15 protein-coding genes are annotated in these 12444 nt (G+C 67.9%); 10 read left to right on the top strand and 5 right to left on the bottom strand.

Annotation, left to right across the window (positions count from 1 at the left end; genetic code table 11):
* Positions 1-168 precede the first annotated feature (168 nt).
* Complete coding sequence (locus AB0H86_RS00550; protein WP_362431136.1) at positions 169-711, bottom strand: CGNR zinc finger domain-containing protein; 543 nt, start codon at positions 709-711, stop codon at positions 169-171.
* A 167-nt stretch (positions 712-878) separates the two neighbouring features.
* On the opposite strand from AB0H86_RS00550, the gene AB0H86_RS00545 reads away from it, so the two are divergent.
* The 4 genes from AB0H86_RS00545 to AB0H86_RS00530 all read left to right on the top strand — a co-directional run bounded on the left by AB0H86_RS00545 (position 879) and on the right by AB0H86_RS00530 (position 3382).
* Positions 879-1334 (top strand): VOC family protein, encoded by a 456-nt coding sequence (locus AB0H86_RS00545; RefSeq protein WP_362431134.1) that lies wholly within the window; start codon positions 879-881, stop codon positions 1332-1334.
* A gap of 10 nt (positions 1335-1344) precedes the next feature.
* Complete coding sequence (locus tag AB0H86_RS00540) at positions 1345-2229, top strand: pyridoxamine 5'-phosphate oxidase family protein (RefSeq protein WP_362431131.1); 885 nt, start codon at positions 1345-1347, stop codon at positions 2227-2229.
* A gap of 220 nt (positions 2230-2449) precedes the next feature.
* Positions 2450-2908, top strand: coding sequence for a nuclear transport factor 2 family protein (locus AB0H86_RS00535; RefSeq protein ID WP_362431128.1), 459 nt, complete (start codon positions 2450-2452; stop codon positions 2906-2908).
* A 72-nt stretch (positions 2909-2980) separates the two neighbouring features.
* Positions 2981-3382: a hypothetical protein gene (locus AB0H86_RS00530; RefSeq protein WP_362431126.1), complete on the top strand. Its 402-nt coding sequence runs from the start codon at positions 2981-2983 to the stop codon at positions 3380-3382.
* A 2-nt stretch (positions 3383-3384) separates the two neighbouring features.
* On the opposite strand, the gene AB0H86_RS00525 is transcribed toward AB0H86_RS00530, so the two are convergent.
* A complete protein-coding gene (locus AB0H86_RS00525) occupies positions 3385-4095 on the bottom strand; it encodes an SDR family NAD(P)-dependent oxidoreductase (protein WP_362431125.1) in 711 nt (236 codons plus the stop codon).
* 79 nt (positions 4096-4174) lie between these two features.
* Here AB0H86_RS00525 and AB0H86_RS00520 point away from each other — a divergent pair, with 79 nt between their 5' ends.
* Entirely contained in the window at positions 4175-4585 is a 411-nt protein-coding gene (locus AB0H86_RS00520) for a helix-turn-helix domain-containing protein (RefSeq protein ID WP_362431123.1), read from the top strand.
* A gap of 148 nt (positions 4586-4733) precedes the next feature.
* On the opposite strand, the gene AB0H86_RS00515 is transcribed toward AB0H86_RS00520, so the two are convergent.
* Positions 4734-4913, bottom strand: a complete 180-nt coding sequence (locus tag AB0H86_RS00515; RefSeq protein WP_362431121.1) for a hypothetical protein — start codon at positions 4911-4913, stop codon at positions 4734-4736.
* A gap of 185 nt (positions 4914-5098) precedes the next feature.
* A complete protein-coding gene (locus tag AB0H86_RS00510; protein ID WP_362431118.1) occupies positions 5099-6160 on the bottom strand; it encodes an alpha/beta hydrolase in 1062 nt (353 codons plus the stop codon).
* A gap of 230 nt (positions 6161-6390) precedes the next feature.
* On the opposite strand from AB0H86_RS00510, the gene AB0H86_RS00505 reads away from it, so the two are divergent.
* The 5 genes from AB0H86_RS00505 to AB0H86_RS00485 all read left to right on the top strand — a co-directional run bounded on the left by AB0H86_RS00505 (position 6391) and on the right by AB0H86_RS00485 (position 10775).
* Positions 6391-7065, top strand: a complete 675-nt coding sequence (locus AB0H86_RS00505; protein ID WP_362431116.1) for a response regulator transcription factor — start codon at positions 6391-6393, stop codon at positions 7063-7065.
* Entirely contained in the window at positions 7062-8105 is a 1044-nt protein-coding gene (locus tag AB0H86_RS00500) for a sensor histidine kinase (protein ID WP_362431114.1), read from the top strand. Before AB0H86_RS00505 ends, AB0H86_RS00500 begins: the two co-directional genes overlap by 4 nt.
* Positions 8106-8416: 311 nt before the next feature.
* On the top strand, positions 8417-9427 hold the full coding sequence (locus AB0H86_RS00495) for a site-specific integrase (protein WP_362431111.1): 1011 nt from the start codon (positions 8417-8419) through the stop codon (positions 9425-9427).
* A 146-nt stretch (positions 9428-9573) separates the two neighbouring features.
* Complete coding sequence (locus tag AB0H86_RS00490) at positions 9574-10488, top strand: HipA family kinase (RefSeq protein ID WP_362431109.1); 915 nt, start codon at positions 9574-9576, stop codon at positions 10486-10488.
* Positions 10485-10775, top strand: coding sequence for a SelT/SelW/SelH family protein (locus AB0H86_RS00485; RefSeq protein WP_362431107.1), 291 nt, complete (start codon positions 10485-10487; stop codon positions 10773-10775). Before AB0H86_RS00490 ends, AB0H86_RS00485 begins: the two co-directional genes overlap by 4 nt.
* A gap of 3 nt (positions 10776-10778) precedes the next feature.
* On the opposite strand, the gene aceB is transcribed toward AB0H86_RS00485, so the two are convergent.
* On the bottom strand, positions 10779-12413 hold the full coding sequence (gene aceB / locus AB0H86_RS00480; RefSeq protein WP_362431104.1) for a malate synthase A: 1635 nt from the start codon (positions 12411-12413) through the stop codon (positions 10779-10781).
* Positions 12414-12444: the final 31 nt, after the last annotated feature.

Here is a 12444-nt window from a genome sequence, read left to right as displayed (position 1 = left end):
GCCACGACCGAGGACAGCGAAGGACGCGGCGGCGGGTGGGCGGCGCCCCCGTCCGAGGCCCGCCCTCCCGTCGGCGCAGACCGACCTCGGGTTCTCCAACGCGTCGGGCGCGGAGGGCGGTGGCTGGCTCGTCCAGGGCCGCGCTGGTCCGCGAGATCGCAGATGCCCTCAGGTCTCGCGTGTTTTTTGGTAGTGACGGGAGGCCTTGGCGCGGTTGCCGCAGGTTGCCATGGAGCACCAGCGGCGGGTGCCGTTCCGCGAGGTGTCGAAGAAGCGAAGGATGCACGCCTCGTGCGCGCAGCCCCGGATCCTGTCGGGGGCTGCGCGCAGCAGGTTCAGGTAGTCGTACGCCGCGGTCCAGGCCGCGCCCCAGGACGGGGCGTCGAACTCCGCTTCCTCCCCGGGCCCCTCGGTCGTAAGGGCGACACGGATCCGGCCGTGACCGAGGACGGCGTTGACGCGCTCTGTGCTGGCTCTGTCGCCCGGGCTGTCGATGGCACAGGCGAGCGCCTCCCGGGCGAGCAGTACATGTTCCAGCGCTGCGGCGTCGGCGGGGAAGCGGCGGTCGAGGCCGTTGCCTGCGAGCCAGATGCGCAGCCCCTCGGGGCCGACCAGCAGGTCCTGGCGTACGCCGTCGTGCATCCAGCGGGTGTTCAGCAGGTCCAGTGAGACGGGCTCTCCGGTCAGCGGGCGCGGGTCTGTCGCGGGCATCCGTATCTCCTTCCCATGTCCGTCTCCCCTCCGGGTCTCCTGGCCGAGACCTCTGGACTAACCCCTCAAGTCTACGTGACCGGTTGCCCCCCCTTCGCATAACCAGTAATGTCTGATTGAGAGGTTAGATCGAAGGGGTCGAACCGAGAAGGAGAAGGGGATCTGTCTTGACTGCGACCAACACACTGCGGACCGGCCACGTCGGCCTGAACGTCACCGATCTCGAGCGCTCGCTCGACTTCTACAGGGAGGTGCTCGGGTTCGACGTGCTCGGCGAAGGCGATGAGGACGGTCGACGCTTCGCCTTCCTGGGGCAGGACGGACAGCTCACGCTCACGCTGTGGCAGCAGGCGGACGGCGTATACGCCCCAGATCTGGCCGGACTGCACCACCTGGCGTGGGAGGCCGGGACGATCGACGAGGTGAAGGCGTTCGAGATCCGACTGCGGGAGCAGGGCGTGACCTTCGCATACGACGGGGTCGTCGCCCACCGCGAGGGCGCGCCCTCTGGCGGCATCTTCTTCCACGATCCTGACGGCATCCGGCTGGAGATCTCCGTACCTACCGGAGCGGCCGGTGCACCCGCCCCGGTGGCAGGCGCACCGACCTGCGGATTCTTCTGAGGGGCCGGTTGTGAATCCCTACCACGACGGCTCGCGCGCGGTGCAGAACCGTGTCGGCGTACGCGAAGCGGCCGACCACGTCGGCCGCTCGATCGGGCGGGACATCCGTGACGTGGCCGCAACGTTCCTCGGTCTTCAGCCGATGCTGGTCATCGGCGCGGCAGATGGAGCCGGCCGGATGTGGGGCTCGTTGCTCACCGGTCGGCCCGGTTTTGTAAGGGCCACGGGACGCCGCCAGATTTCAGTCGCGGACGGCCTCCCGGACAGCGACCCGCTCGCCGGGGCTCTCGCGACCGAGGGGACCAAGGTCGGCACCATCGCCCTCGACCCGCGGACCCGCCGCCGTATGCGTCTCAACGGCACGGCCGGGCCGACGGCGCGCGGGTTCACGGTGGAGGCTGAGCAGGTCTTCTCCAACTGCCCGAAGTATCTGCAAAAGCGGGAGCCCGGCCCGCCCGTCCCGGTCCCGTCCGGCGCCGTGCGGCGCGGCCGGGAACTCACCTCCGGTCAGGAGAGGCTCGTTCACGCCTCCGACACCTTTTTCATCGCCACCACGTCGGCCGACGGTGCCGACGCCAGCCATCGCGGCGGCAACCCTGGATTCGTCCGGGTGACATCGCCGAACGAACTCACCTGGCAGGACTACGCGGGCAACTCGATGTTCCTGACCCTGGGCAACATCGAGAACGATCCGCGCGCCGGACTGCTCTTCCTCGACTGGAGCACCGGCACCACCCTCCAACTCACCGGCACCGCGACAACCGAGTTCAGCGCACAAGGCCGCACTACCCGCTTCACGGTCGCCGAAGCCGTGGAGACCCCGCACGCCAGCCCCTTGCGCTGGTCCGCACCCGAGTACTCACCCGCCAACCCGCCCCTACCGGAGAGCGCATGAACATGCTGGTCAGGAGGGGCCCTCGAGTGTGAGGGCACGCCCAACTCGCCGGTTGGCCACGGGCACCAGGGCCGATCCGCCTCAAAAGTGCCCACCACGCTGAAGAGCGGTCGCCGAGCGTACCGCCAGCGAAGACCCAGGACACGTCGCGGACCCCGGCGGGGCACCGTCGCCGAAACCGCCGAATACACCACACAAGTTACGAGAAGAGGAGCTCGCCATGACGCCACGGCCACCGTTCCCGCCCTTCGACGAGCAGACCGCGATCCAGAAAGTCCAGGCCGCCGAAGACGCGTGGAACACTCGCGATCCTGAACGCGTTGCGCTCGCCTACACGGAGGACTCAGTCTGGAGGAACCGGGACGCATTCGTCACCGGCCACGCCGACATCGTGGCCTTCCTGCACGAGAAATGGGCTCGGGAACTCGACTACGCGCTGCGCAAGGAACTCTGGTCGTTCCAGGGCAACCGGATCGCGGTGCGGTTCCAGTACGAGTGCCACGACGCGACCGGCCAGTGGCGGCGCAGCTACGGCAACGAACTATGGGAGTTCACTGACGACGGCCTGATGCGCCGCCGGGAGGCCAGCATCAACGACATCCTCATCCGCGAAGCGGACCGGCGCGTCTTCGGCCCGCGGCCGGCGACCGAGCTGGGTGTCCCCTTCCCACTCCGGTAACGCCTCGCATCGCACGAGACCGTGCCCCGGAGACCGCCGAACTCTGCCTGGAAAAAGTCGGAGTGGAGATCGATGCCCGCGGCTTCCTCGTCGTCGACGAATACCCGCGCACCGCTGCCGAGCACACCTGGCCGCCGGACGGCACCACCGGCGGCCCGCAGCTCGCCCACACCCCATCCCGGTCGCGACGATCCCCCTACGTGGGCAACCGGCCTGTGGAAGGCCGTGGTCGGCGCCGGCACCGGGTTGATCCTCGGCGGGACCCTGCTCGGACCGGAGGCCGGTGAGGCGATCACCGCAGTGCAGACCGCAGTGCTCGGCAAGATGCCCTACACGGCCGTCCGGGGCATGATCATCAACCACCCCGTCATCACCGAGGGCCTCATCATCCTCCTCGACGCACTCTCAAGAGGCCGCCCGTCCGGAACGGCTGGGCCCCGGCTTCTAGTCCAGGAAGCCGGGCATGGACGGTGAGATCAGAAACCGATGGTGGTCTCGAAAGTGTCGCGGGCGCGGCTGAGGTGGTACCAGCGGTCTGCGATGGCGGCGGGGTCGCCGTCGCCGCTGCCGGGCAGGATCGGCAGTCCGATGCACATGTGGCCGACGTAGATGCCCTCGGGGGCGAGTTCGGTGTGCGCGGCGCCGGCCCAGTTGCGCAGGCCCGCCTGGGCGATGCCGGCGTTGCCGAGGATCGGCATGGGAGTGATGGCCGAGCGCCCGGTAGTGAACAGCAGGGCGCCGTCGCGGGCTTCACGCATCGCAGGCAGGACAGCGGCGACTGCGGTCAGGGCGCCGCCGACGGCGAGGTCGAAAGAGGCGCGGGCAGAGGCAGGCGTGGTCTCCAGGGTGCTGGTGATGCCCATGGTGGCCATGTCGGGGAGGCCGCCGCCGGAGTGGTCCCACACAGGAGCGGGGCTATAGGAGAGGACGCCGATGCGGCCCACCTCGTCCGAGGCCGCTTTGAGTGCGCCGGTCAGGGCTTTCTCGTCGGTGGCGTCGGCCGGGTAGGCGCGGGCGGTGATGCCCTCGTCGGAGAGGGAGGCGGCGAGGGCCTCCAACTTCGCCTGATTGCGGGAGATCAGGGCGACGGAGTGGCCGGCAGCGCCGAAGCGGCGGGCGATGGCGAGGCCCAGGTTGGCGCCGGCACCGACGACGGCGATGGTGGACGGGGACGAGGACGAGGACAAGGAAGGTCTCCTTCGTAGTTATGCTTTGTACGTAACCGCACGATACTGATGCAAGAAGACCTTCACAAAAGGCACATTTATGTTCGGTAGTAACACCGGTGATAGCCACGGCGGCCCTGGGTTCGTCCCACCGCACCCCTGTGCGGCATGGCCGGACAACGGTGCCGGCATCCGTGAGACCCTCGACCGCGTCGGCGACAAGTGGTCCGTGCTGGTGATCGGCATCCTCGCGGCGGGCCCACTGCGCTTCAGCGCCCTGCGAGACCGGGTCCCTGGCATCTCCCAGCGCATGCTGACCCTCACCCTGCGCCATCTCGAACGCGACGGGCTCCTCACCAGGACCGTCTATGCCGCAGTCCCGCCACGGGTGGAGTACGAGCTGACCACGCTGGGGGAAGGCCTCCGCGAAACCGTCTACGCGTTCGTGCAGTGGGCGACCGACCACAACGACGAGATCGGGGAATCCCGCCAGCGCTATGACGCCCGCTGACGCGGCTCCGTCCGTGTCGGTCACAGCCTGGGGCCTCGGCCCATTCCTGGACACCGCCCCCTTGGACTCTGCGATCCGATCTTCAAAAGATGACCACAAACAGGGGTAAACCCTACTGACCGACCGACCCGCGAGGCATGACGCCCGTCTACAGACAGGTACGGGTGAGCCAGTCGTCGGAATTGTACGTATCCCTGGCTGGATCCGGCACCGTGGCCGGCTGTTCCTCCACCAGTTGCTCCGGGCTAATGCGCTCCGGCAACTTACCGAACCGGGCACGCCGCACGGTATCGGCGGCATCCGAGAAGCCTGCCTTTTCAGGTGTCATTCCGTCCTCCTCAGTTGTGAGACGCCACGACTCCGCAGCCCAGGATCATGCTTGGACTGCGGGACATCGCCTCGGCCACGGGTGCCTTGAATCATCTTGTTGAGCCTGGCTCCGCATCGGGCAGCTTGGTGGGCTTCGCCTTCCTTGTCAGACGACTTGTGCCGCAGCGGAAGCTACACCGCCGATCAGAATCGGCCGGCGTCGAGGACGGCCCGGGCGAATGCGTCGGGCGCTTCCTGCGGCACGTTGTGGCCGATTCCCTTGAGCGTCCGGTGGTCATAGGGGCCAGTGAACTTGGCCCGGTATGCCGCGCCGTCGCCGGCCGGGGTGAAGGGGTCCAGCTCCCCGTCGAGAGTGATGGTGGGCACCGCGATGTCGGGCGCTGCCGCGAGGCGGGCCTCAATGCCGTCGTAGCGGGGGTCGCCCTGGGCCAGGCCCAGCCGCCAGCGGTAGTTGTGAATCACGATGGGGACGTAGTCCTCGTTGTTGAATGCCGCCGCCGTACGGTCGAAGGTGGCGTCGTCGAAGTTCCACGACGGGGAGACGTTGTGCCAGATGAGCTTCGCGAAATCGTGCCGGTACTTCTCAAAGCCCAGCGCGCCACGTTCGGTCGCGAAGTAGTACTGGTACCACCATGCCCGCTCGGCCGCGGGCGGCAGCGGCAGCTTGTTCTTCTCCCGGTTGGTGATCAGGTAGCCGGTCACGGAGACCAGAGCCCTGCACCGCTTCGGCCAGAGGGCGGCAATGATGTCGGCGGTCCGCGACCCCCAGTCGAACCCTCCGAACACGGCCTTCTTGATCCTCAGGGCGTCCATCAGGGCGATGATGTCGTAGGCGATCACCGACTGTTGCGCGTTGCGGAACGTGGTTGACGAGAGGAAGGTCGTGGTGCCGTGTCCGCGCAGGTAGGGAACGATGACTCGGTAGCCTTGGGCTGCCAGCAGAGGCGCGACGTCGACGTAGCTGTGGATGTCGTACGGCCACCCGTGCAGGAGGATGACGACTGGTCCGTCTGCCGGGCCGGCCTCGGCGTAGCCGACGGTGAGCTCGCCGGCCCTGACCTGCTTCAGCGCCGGGAAGGACCTGTCGCCCTTGTCCGGCGTCAGCGCTGTTGCCGCCTTTTCGGCGCCGGGCCCGGACGACGAAGACGCTGCTGCCGCGGGGCCACTCAGGCCAATCAGTGATGCCGCAGCTGTCCCCGCTGCGCCTGCGCCGATGACCTTGCCGAAGGTACGCCTGTCGATCATCTGGGAACCGTTCTTTCCATGTCGGCCGGCCGAGCGCTTCGCGCCCGACCGAGGTCTCTGACCAGCCATCGTGGTGCTCCGACGCCCTTGGGGCCTCAGTGACAGTCCGCAGTCGTCCTTCGGGTTTCCCGCACCCGCCCTTCGGCACCCGTCGCTTGAGGGTTCATCCGATCGCTCCACCCAATCCCCTGGACCCGGGCCGACCGGCCTCACGCAGTACCTTTGCTCCCATGAATGCCGACCGCGCTGAGCAGGAGGTGGAGGCGGTGTCGCGTCTCAGCGTGGTGATCGCCGACGATCATCCCGTGGTCCGTGCGGGGATGCGCGCGCTGTTGTCCAGGGACGAGTCCTTCGAGATCGTCGCCGAGAGCTCGACGGTCGCGGAGACCGTGCAGGCCGTGGCAGAAGAGCAACCGTCCGTGCTGGTACTGGACCTCACCATGGCGGGCCAATCCAGCCTGCCCTCGATCCCTGACCTGCTCGCGGCGTCACCCAGTACCCGCATTCTGATCCTCACGATGCAGGAGGATCCCGCTTTCGCCCGCGCGGCCCTGCGGATCGGAGCGGGCGGATACCTGCTCAAGGAGGCGGCAGCGGAGGAGCTGGTCGGCGCGGCTCGCCAGGTCGCGCGGGGAGCCATATACCTCCAACCTGCCATGGGCGCCCGACTGGCCATCGCGGACACCGGCGCTCACGGTGCGGAGGGGGATGACTCTCTGACAGCGCGCGAGCTTCAGGTACTCTCGCTGCTCGCCCTGGGCCACACCAACCAGGAGGTCGCGCGGCGTCTCTACGTTTCCGTTCGGACCGTGGAGACCCACCGCGCCAGGGTTCGGGACAAGCTCGGTATCGAGACGCGGGCGGAACTCATCGCCGCCGCTCGCGAGCGCGGACTGCTGAGATGAACAGCAGGCCACGGATCAAGGCCGGCCCGATCATGGAGGCCGCCGGTGCCACACTGCTCGTCATCGCCTTCGCGGTCGAGGTCCTCCAGCAGCAGCCTCGCTGGGTGATGCGCTTCTCCCTAGGCGCCGCCGTCGCCCTCGTCGTGGCAGCGGCACTGAGCAACGCCGTCCGGAGGGCATGGCTGGCAGCCCTGTGCGGGCTCGCACTCATACTCGCCGTGTCACAGCTGGTTCGCATGACCAAGGAGCCGCTTTTCAACGGCCTGAACATCGTCCCGCTGCTGCTGATCGGCTGCGCCGTCATGCTCGGCCGCAGTGCGGTGGCGCGCCGCCACAGTCTCGCGCGGGAGCGGGCTCAGGCCCGCAGTGACGGCGAAGAACGAGAACGTCGACGCTGGGCCCGTGAATTGCACGATGAGACCCTTCAAGAGCTTGCCGCTGTTCAGATGGTTCTGTCCGCCGCCGCAGGCACGGGCCAGTCCGCCGCCATGAACGAGGCCATCGACCAGGCACGGAACTTGATCGCGAACCAGATCACATCCTTGCGGCACCTGATCCTGGAAATGCGGCCGTTCGCCCTCGACCAGCTCGGACTTGCGCCCGCTCTTGAGACGCTGTGCCGACGCACCACGGAAACCTTCGGACTGAACGTCGAACTGCGCGTCGGCGCAAAGTGGCGCGGGCTTGAGGACGAACTGTCGCCGGAGGCCCAGGCCCACGTCTACCGCATCGTGCAGGAAGCGGTGAACAACGCGGTCAAGCACGCTCAGGCGAGCCGCCTTCTCGTGGAACTCGGCAGCGACGACCAGGCGATCAGCGTGGTGGTCAAGGACAACGGCCGCGGGATCGACCAGCAACCGTCAGCATCGGCCAACCGATCCACGCTCCGCACACTGGTCTCCACAGGTACCGGGCTGTCGGCCATGCGCGAGCGCGGCCACCTGCTGGACGGACACCTCAGCGTTGGTTCCACCCCAGGCGAGGGCACCTGCGTCACCCTGCTGATACCCCGCCGTGCCAAGCGACGTTCCAGGCAGTAGACATGCTCTGGAGTATCCCAACGGGGACGTGCCCCGTGGATCGAGCAGGGGATCTTCGATTTCAGTTCGTTCTCCGTGTTGGCGGGACCCGGAGACGCTACGGCCCCGAGCCTCCATCAGACCCGGAGCGCTTCAGGCTGCTACGAAACGTACGCAGTGACCGTTACGCCGTAAGCGTTATGCCGTGAAATTGCTTAATTCTTTTTACGCTTGCACCCTCGGGCCTTGACCCAAGGCCCCCCGGGGTCCGGGACCCATCCTTCGACACCCTGGAGGACGCCAAGGCGTGGCTTCGTCGGGCAGCCAGGGACGTGGAGCGGGGCGAGTTCGTAGACCCGCGCGATGGACCCATCACCCTGGCCGACTACATCGCGATGCACTGGGCGCCGGGCAGAGGCGGTGTTCCGAAGACCCAGGACAACCAGGAGCGGAGAGCGCGCCTTCACATCATTCCGCACCTGGGCCGACTCCCCCTCAGGAACATCACGGCAGCGGATCTGCGCGCGTACATAGCCAAGTTGGAGTCAACTATCTCCTCGGTCGACTATCAGCGTGGCATCCTGTCCGAGTTCTCCTCCATTCTGGAGGCGGCCGTCGATGACAAGCGGCTTGCCGGGAACCCCATGCATGCGAAGTCCGTGCGGTGGCCCAAGGCGCCACAGGAGCGACGCGACGCTTGGCCGTTGATGACGGCGATGCGAGTCCGCGACGTCATCAACCCGCGCAACCGGATAGCGGTCGTCCTCGGTCTGGGATGCGGACTTCGTCAGGGCGAGGTGTTCGGATTGAGCCCAGACGACGTCGACTACGCGAGAGGAGTGATTCACGTCCGCCGCCAAGTCCAGGCAATCAAGGGAAGGCTGTACTTCGCTCTGCCGAAGGGGAAGAAGACCCGTCTCGTCGACATGCCATCCTCGGTGGCCGCCGAGCTCAAGCGCCATGTCGAGGCGTTTCCGCCGGTGAAGGTAGAGTTGCCGTGGGGGAAGCCGGACGCGGAGGGGCAGCGGAAGAAGTTCGCTCTGCTCCTCACCACACGATTCGGCAACGCCATTGCGGTCAACACGTGGAACACCTACACCTGGAAACCCGCGTTGGCTAAGGCAGGCGTCATCCCGCCGCGCGCCGAGGGGGCGAAGGACTGGCAGTGGGAAGCGGCTCCGAAGGACGGCTTCCACATGCTGCGGCACACCTACGCCTCGATCATGCTGGAGGCGGGAGAGTCCGTAGTGACCGTGGCGCGGGCACTCCTCGTCGGCGATCACCCTCGGTTACTATGCTCACTTCATGCCGGAGGCCGGAAGCAAGGGGCGGACTGTCATTGACGGACTGCTGGGGAGGCAGGGAGATCCGCAGGTCAGTCCAAACTCCCCAGATTCTCCCCAGGGCTGATGTTGGGCAGGTCCCGATGTTTGACGCCGGTGAGGTCGACCGTGGATTACAAGGTCTATGAGGTAGGTGGCCTGAGAAGATGCTGAGGGAAGTCGCCGCAACCCGCTACATCGCACCCTTGCGGTCCGGCGGCTCCGTGCCCGGAATCGTCGAGGCCGATGACCTGGGCACGTACGTCGTCAAGTTCACCGGCTCCGCGCAGGGCAGGAAGGCGCTGGTCGCCGAGGTGATCGTGGGCGAGCTGGCGCGCGCCCTGGGGCTGCGGTTCCCCGAGCTGGTCCTCGTGGACTTCGATCCGGCGATCGCCGACAGCGAGCCCCACCAGGAGGTGCGGGAACTCCACGGCGCGAGCGCGGGACTCAACCTGGGCATGGACTACCTGCCGGGTGCCGCGGACTTCACCCCGGAGATCGCCCAGAACTTCCGCGTGGACCCGCTGGAGGCGGGCCGGATCGTCTGGCTGGACGCGTTGACCGTCAACGTCGACCGTACGGTCCACAGCTCCAACCTGATGGTCTGGCCGACCCTCGGGGTCGCACCCCCGCGGCTGTGGCTGATCGACCACGGCGCCGCGCTCGTCTTCCACCACCGCTGGGACGGCTCGGACCCCGAGAAGGCGTACGACTTCCGCCACCACGCGCTCGGTCACAGCGCGCCCGACGTGCGGGCCGCCGACGCGGAGCTGGCGCCCAAGGTCACACGGGAGCTGCTGCGGGGGATCGCCGCCGAGGTCCCCGACGCCTGGCTGTCCGACGAGGCGGGTTTCCGGACCCCGGACGACGTCCGCGAGGCGTACATCGACTATCTGCACGCGCGCGTGCGGGCCTCCGCCGCCTGGCTGCCCACCGACTTCCCCACCCGGGAGGAACGCGCCGCCGAGGAGGCCCAGCGGGCGGCGAGAACGGAACGAGGACGGCCGAACTGGCTCAAGCGGGTCCCCGACCTGCACGGCGAACCGGCCGCGGAACAGGATTGGTCGGTGCACCTGGGATGACAGCTCAGCCGGATGTCCAGCGGGTGGAGATCGAGTACTGCACGCAGTGCCGCTGGCTGCCGCGTGCCGCCTGGCTGGCCCAGGAACTCCTGACGACCTTCGAGACCGAGCTCACCGAGCTGTCCCTGAAGCCCGGCAAAGGCGGTGTCTTCGTCGTCCGGGTGAACGACGAGGTGGTGTGGGACCGCCGGGAGCAGGGTTTCCCGGAGCCGACCGCCGTGAAGCAGGCGGTACGCGACCGAGTGGCCCCGGGGAAGTCCCTGGGCCACTCGGACGGACCCGGGTGAGCGTCAGCCCCTGAGCTGCTCGTACGCCGGCAGGGTCAGGAAGTCCGCGTAGTCCTCGTCGAGGGAGACCTCCAGGAGCAGGTCGTGGGCCTGCTGCCAGTGACCGGCCGCGAACGCCTCCTCGCCGAGTTCCGCGCGGATGTTCCGCAGCTCCTCGGCGGCGACCTCGCGGGCCAGTTCCGGTGTGGCCTTCACCGTGTTCCCGGCGTGCTCGAACTCGACGCCCGCGTTGATCCACTGCCAGATCTGCGAGCGGGAGATCTCGGCGGTCGCCGCGTCCTCCATGAGGTTGAAGATGGCGACCGCGCCGAGCCCGCGCAGCCAGGCCTCGATGTAACGGATGCCGACCTGGACGGCGTTGACGAGACCGTTGTACGTCGGCCTGGCGTCCAGCGAGTCGACGGCGATCAGGTCGGCCGCCTCGACGTGGACGTCCTCGCGGAGGCGGTCCTTCTGGTGGGGCCGGTCGCCGAGGACCTTGTCGAAGGACTCCATGGCGATCGGGACCAGGTCGGGGTGGGCGACCCAGGAGCCGTCGAAGCCGTCGTTCGCCTCACGGTCCTTGTCGGCGCGGACCTTCTCGAAGGCGACCTTGTTGACCTCGGCGTCCCGGCGGGACGGGATGAACGCCGCCATGCCGCCGATCGCGTGCGCGCCGCGCTTGTGGCAGGTACGGACGAGGAGTTCGGTGTACGCCCGCATGAACGGGGCGGTCATCGTCACGGCGTTGCGGTCCGGGAGGACGAACTTGGCGCCGCCGTCACGGAAGTTCTTGACGATGGAGAACAGATAGTCCCAGCGGCCCGCGTTCAACCCGGAGGCGTGGTCGCGGAGTTCGTAGAGGATCTCCTCCATCTCGTACGCGGCGGTGATCGTCTCGATCAGGACGGTCGCGCGGACGGTGCCCTGCGGGACGCCCACATAGTCCTGCGCGAAGACGAACACGTCGTTCCACAGGCGGGCTTCGAGGTGCGACTCCGTCTTCGGGAGGTAGAAGTACGGGCCCTTGCCGAGGTCGAGCAGCCGCTGGGCGTTGTGGAAGAAGTAGAGCCCGAAGTCGACGAGGGCGCCCGGGACCTGGGTGCCGTCGGCGTCGACGAGGTGACGTTCGTTCAGATGCCAGCCGCGCGGACGCATGACGACGGTGGCGAGCTCGCTGTCGTCCTTCAGGGCGTACGACTTGCCCGACCCCGCATCGGTGAAGTCGATGTTCCGGGTGTACGCGTCGATCAGGTTGCGCTGGCCGAGGACGACGTTCTCCCAGGTCGGCGCCGAGGCGTCCTCGAAGTCCGCGAGCCAGATCCTGGCGCCCGAGTTGAGGGCGTTGATGGTCATCTTGCGGTCGGTGGGACCGGTGATCTCGACCCGCCGGTCCTCGAGGGCGGCCGGGGATGGGGCCACCTTCCAGGAGTCGTCCGCACGGATCGCGGCCGTCTGAGGGAGGAAGTCGAGCGTGGAGGTGCGGGCGATCTCGGCGCGGCGCTCGGCGCGGAGGGCGAGCAACTCGGCACGCCGGGGCGTGAACCGGCGGTGCAGTTCGGCCACGAAGGCGAGGGCCCCCTCGGTCAGGACCTCCTCCTGCCGGGGCAGGGGCTCGGCGTCGACGATGGCCAGCGGGGACGGCGCTGGTGCGGACATGAGCTGTCACTTCCTTCAGCGAGCTTGGCAC

The organism is Streptomyces sp. NPDC050997 (assembly GCF_040660135.1).
Lineage (GTDB): Bacteria > Actinomycetota > Actinomycetes > Streptomycetales > Streptomycetaceae > Streptomyces.
This window is presented reverse-complemented; position numbering and strand designations above follow the sequence as displayed.

Coding starts and splice junctions, on each gene's coding strand:
- AB0H86_RS00515 (WP_362431121.1), bottom strand. CDS start 4,913: ATGACACCTGAAAAGGCAGGCTTCTCGGATGCCGCCGATACCGTGCGG.
- AB0H86_RS00500 (WP_362431114.1), top strand. CDS start 7,062: ATGAACAGCAGGCCACGGATCAAGGCCGGCCCGATCATGGAGGCCGCC.
- AB0H86_RS00505 (WP_362431116.1), top strand. CDS start 6,391: ATGAATGCCGACCGCGCTGAGCAGGAGGTGGAGGCGGTGTCGCGTCTC.
- AB0H86_RS00485 (WP_362431107.1), top strand. CDS start 10,485: ATGACAGCTCAGCCGGATGTCCAGCGGGTGGAGATCGAGTACTGCACG.
- AB0H86_RS00550 (WP_362431136.1), bottom strand. CDS start 711: ATGCCCGCGACAGACCCGCGCCCGCTGACCGGAGAGCCCGTCTCACTG.
- aceB (WP_362431104.1), bottom strand. CDS start 12,413: ATGTCCGCACCAGCGCCGTCCCCGCTGGCCATCGTCGACGCCGAGCCC.
- AB0H86_RS00510 (WP_362431118.1), bottom strand. CDS start 6,160: ATGATCGACAGGCGTACCTTCGGCAAGGTCATCGGCGCAGGCGCAGCG.
- AB0H86_RS00520 (WP_362431123.1), top strand. CDS start 4,175: ATGTTCGGTAGTAACACCGGTGATAGCCACGGCGGCCCTGGGTTCGTC.
- AB0H86_RS00535 (WP_362431128.1), top strand. CDS start 2,450: ATGACGCCACGGCCACCGTTCCCGCCCTTCGACGAGCAGACCGCGATC.
- AB0H86_RS00530 (WP_362431126.1), top strand. CDS start 2,981: ATGCCCGCGGCTTCCTCGTCGTCGACGAATACCCGCGCACCGCTGCCG.
- AB0H86_RS00490 (WP_362431109.1), top strand. CDS start 9,574: ATGCTGAGGGAAGTCGCCGCAACCCGCTACATCGCACCCTTGCGGTCC.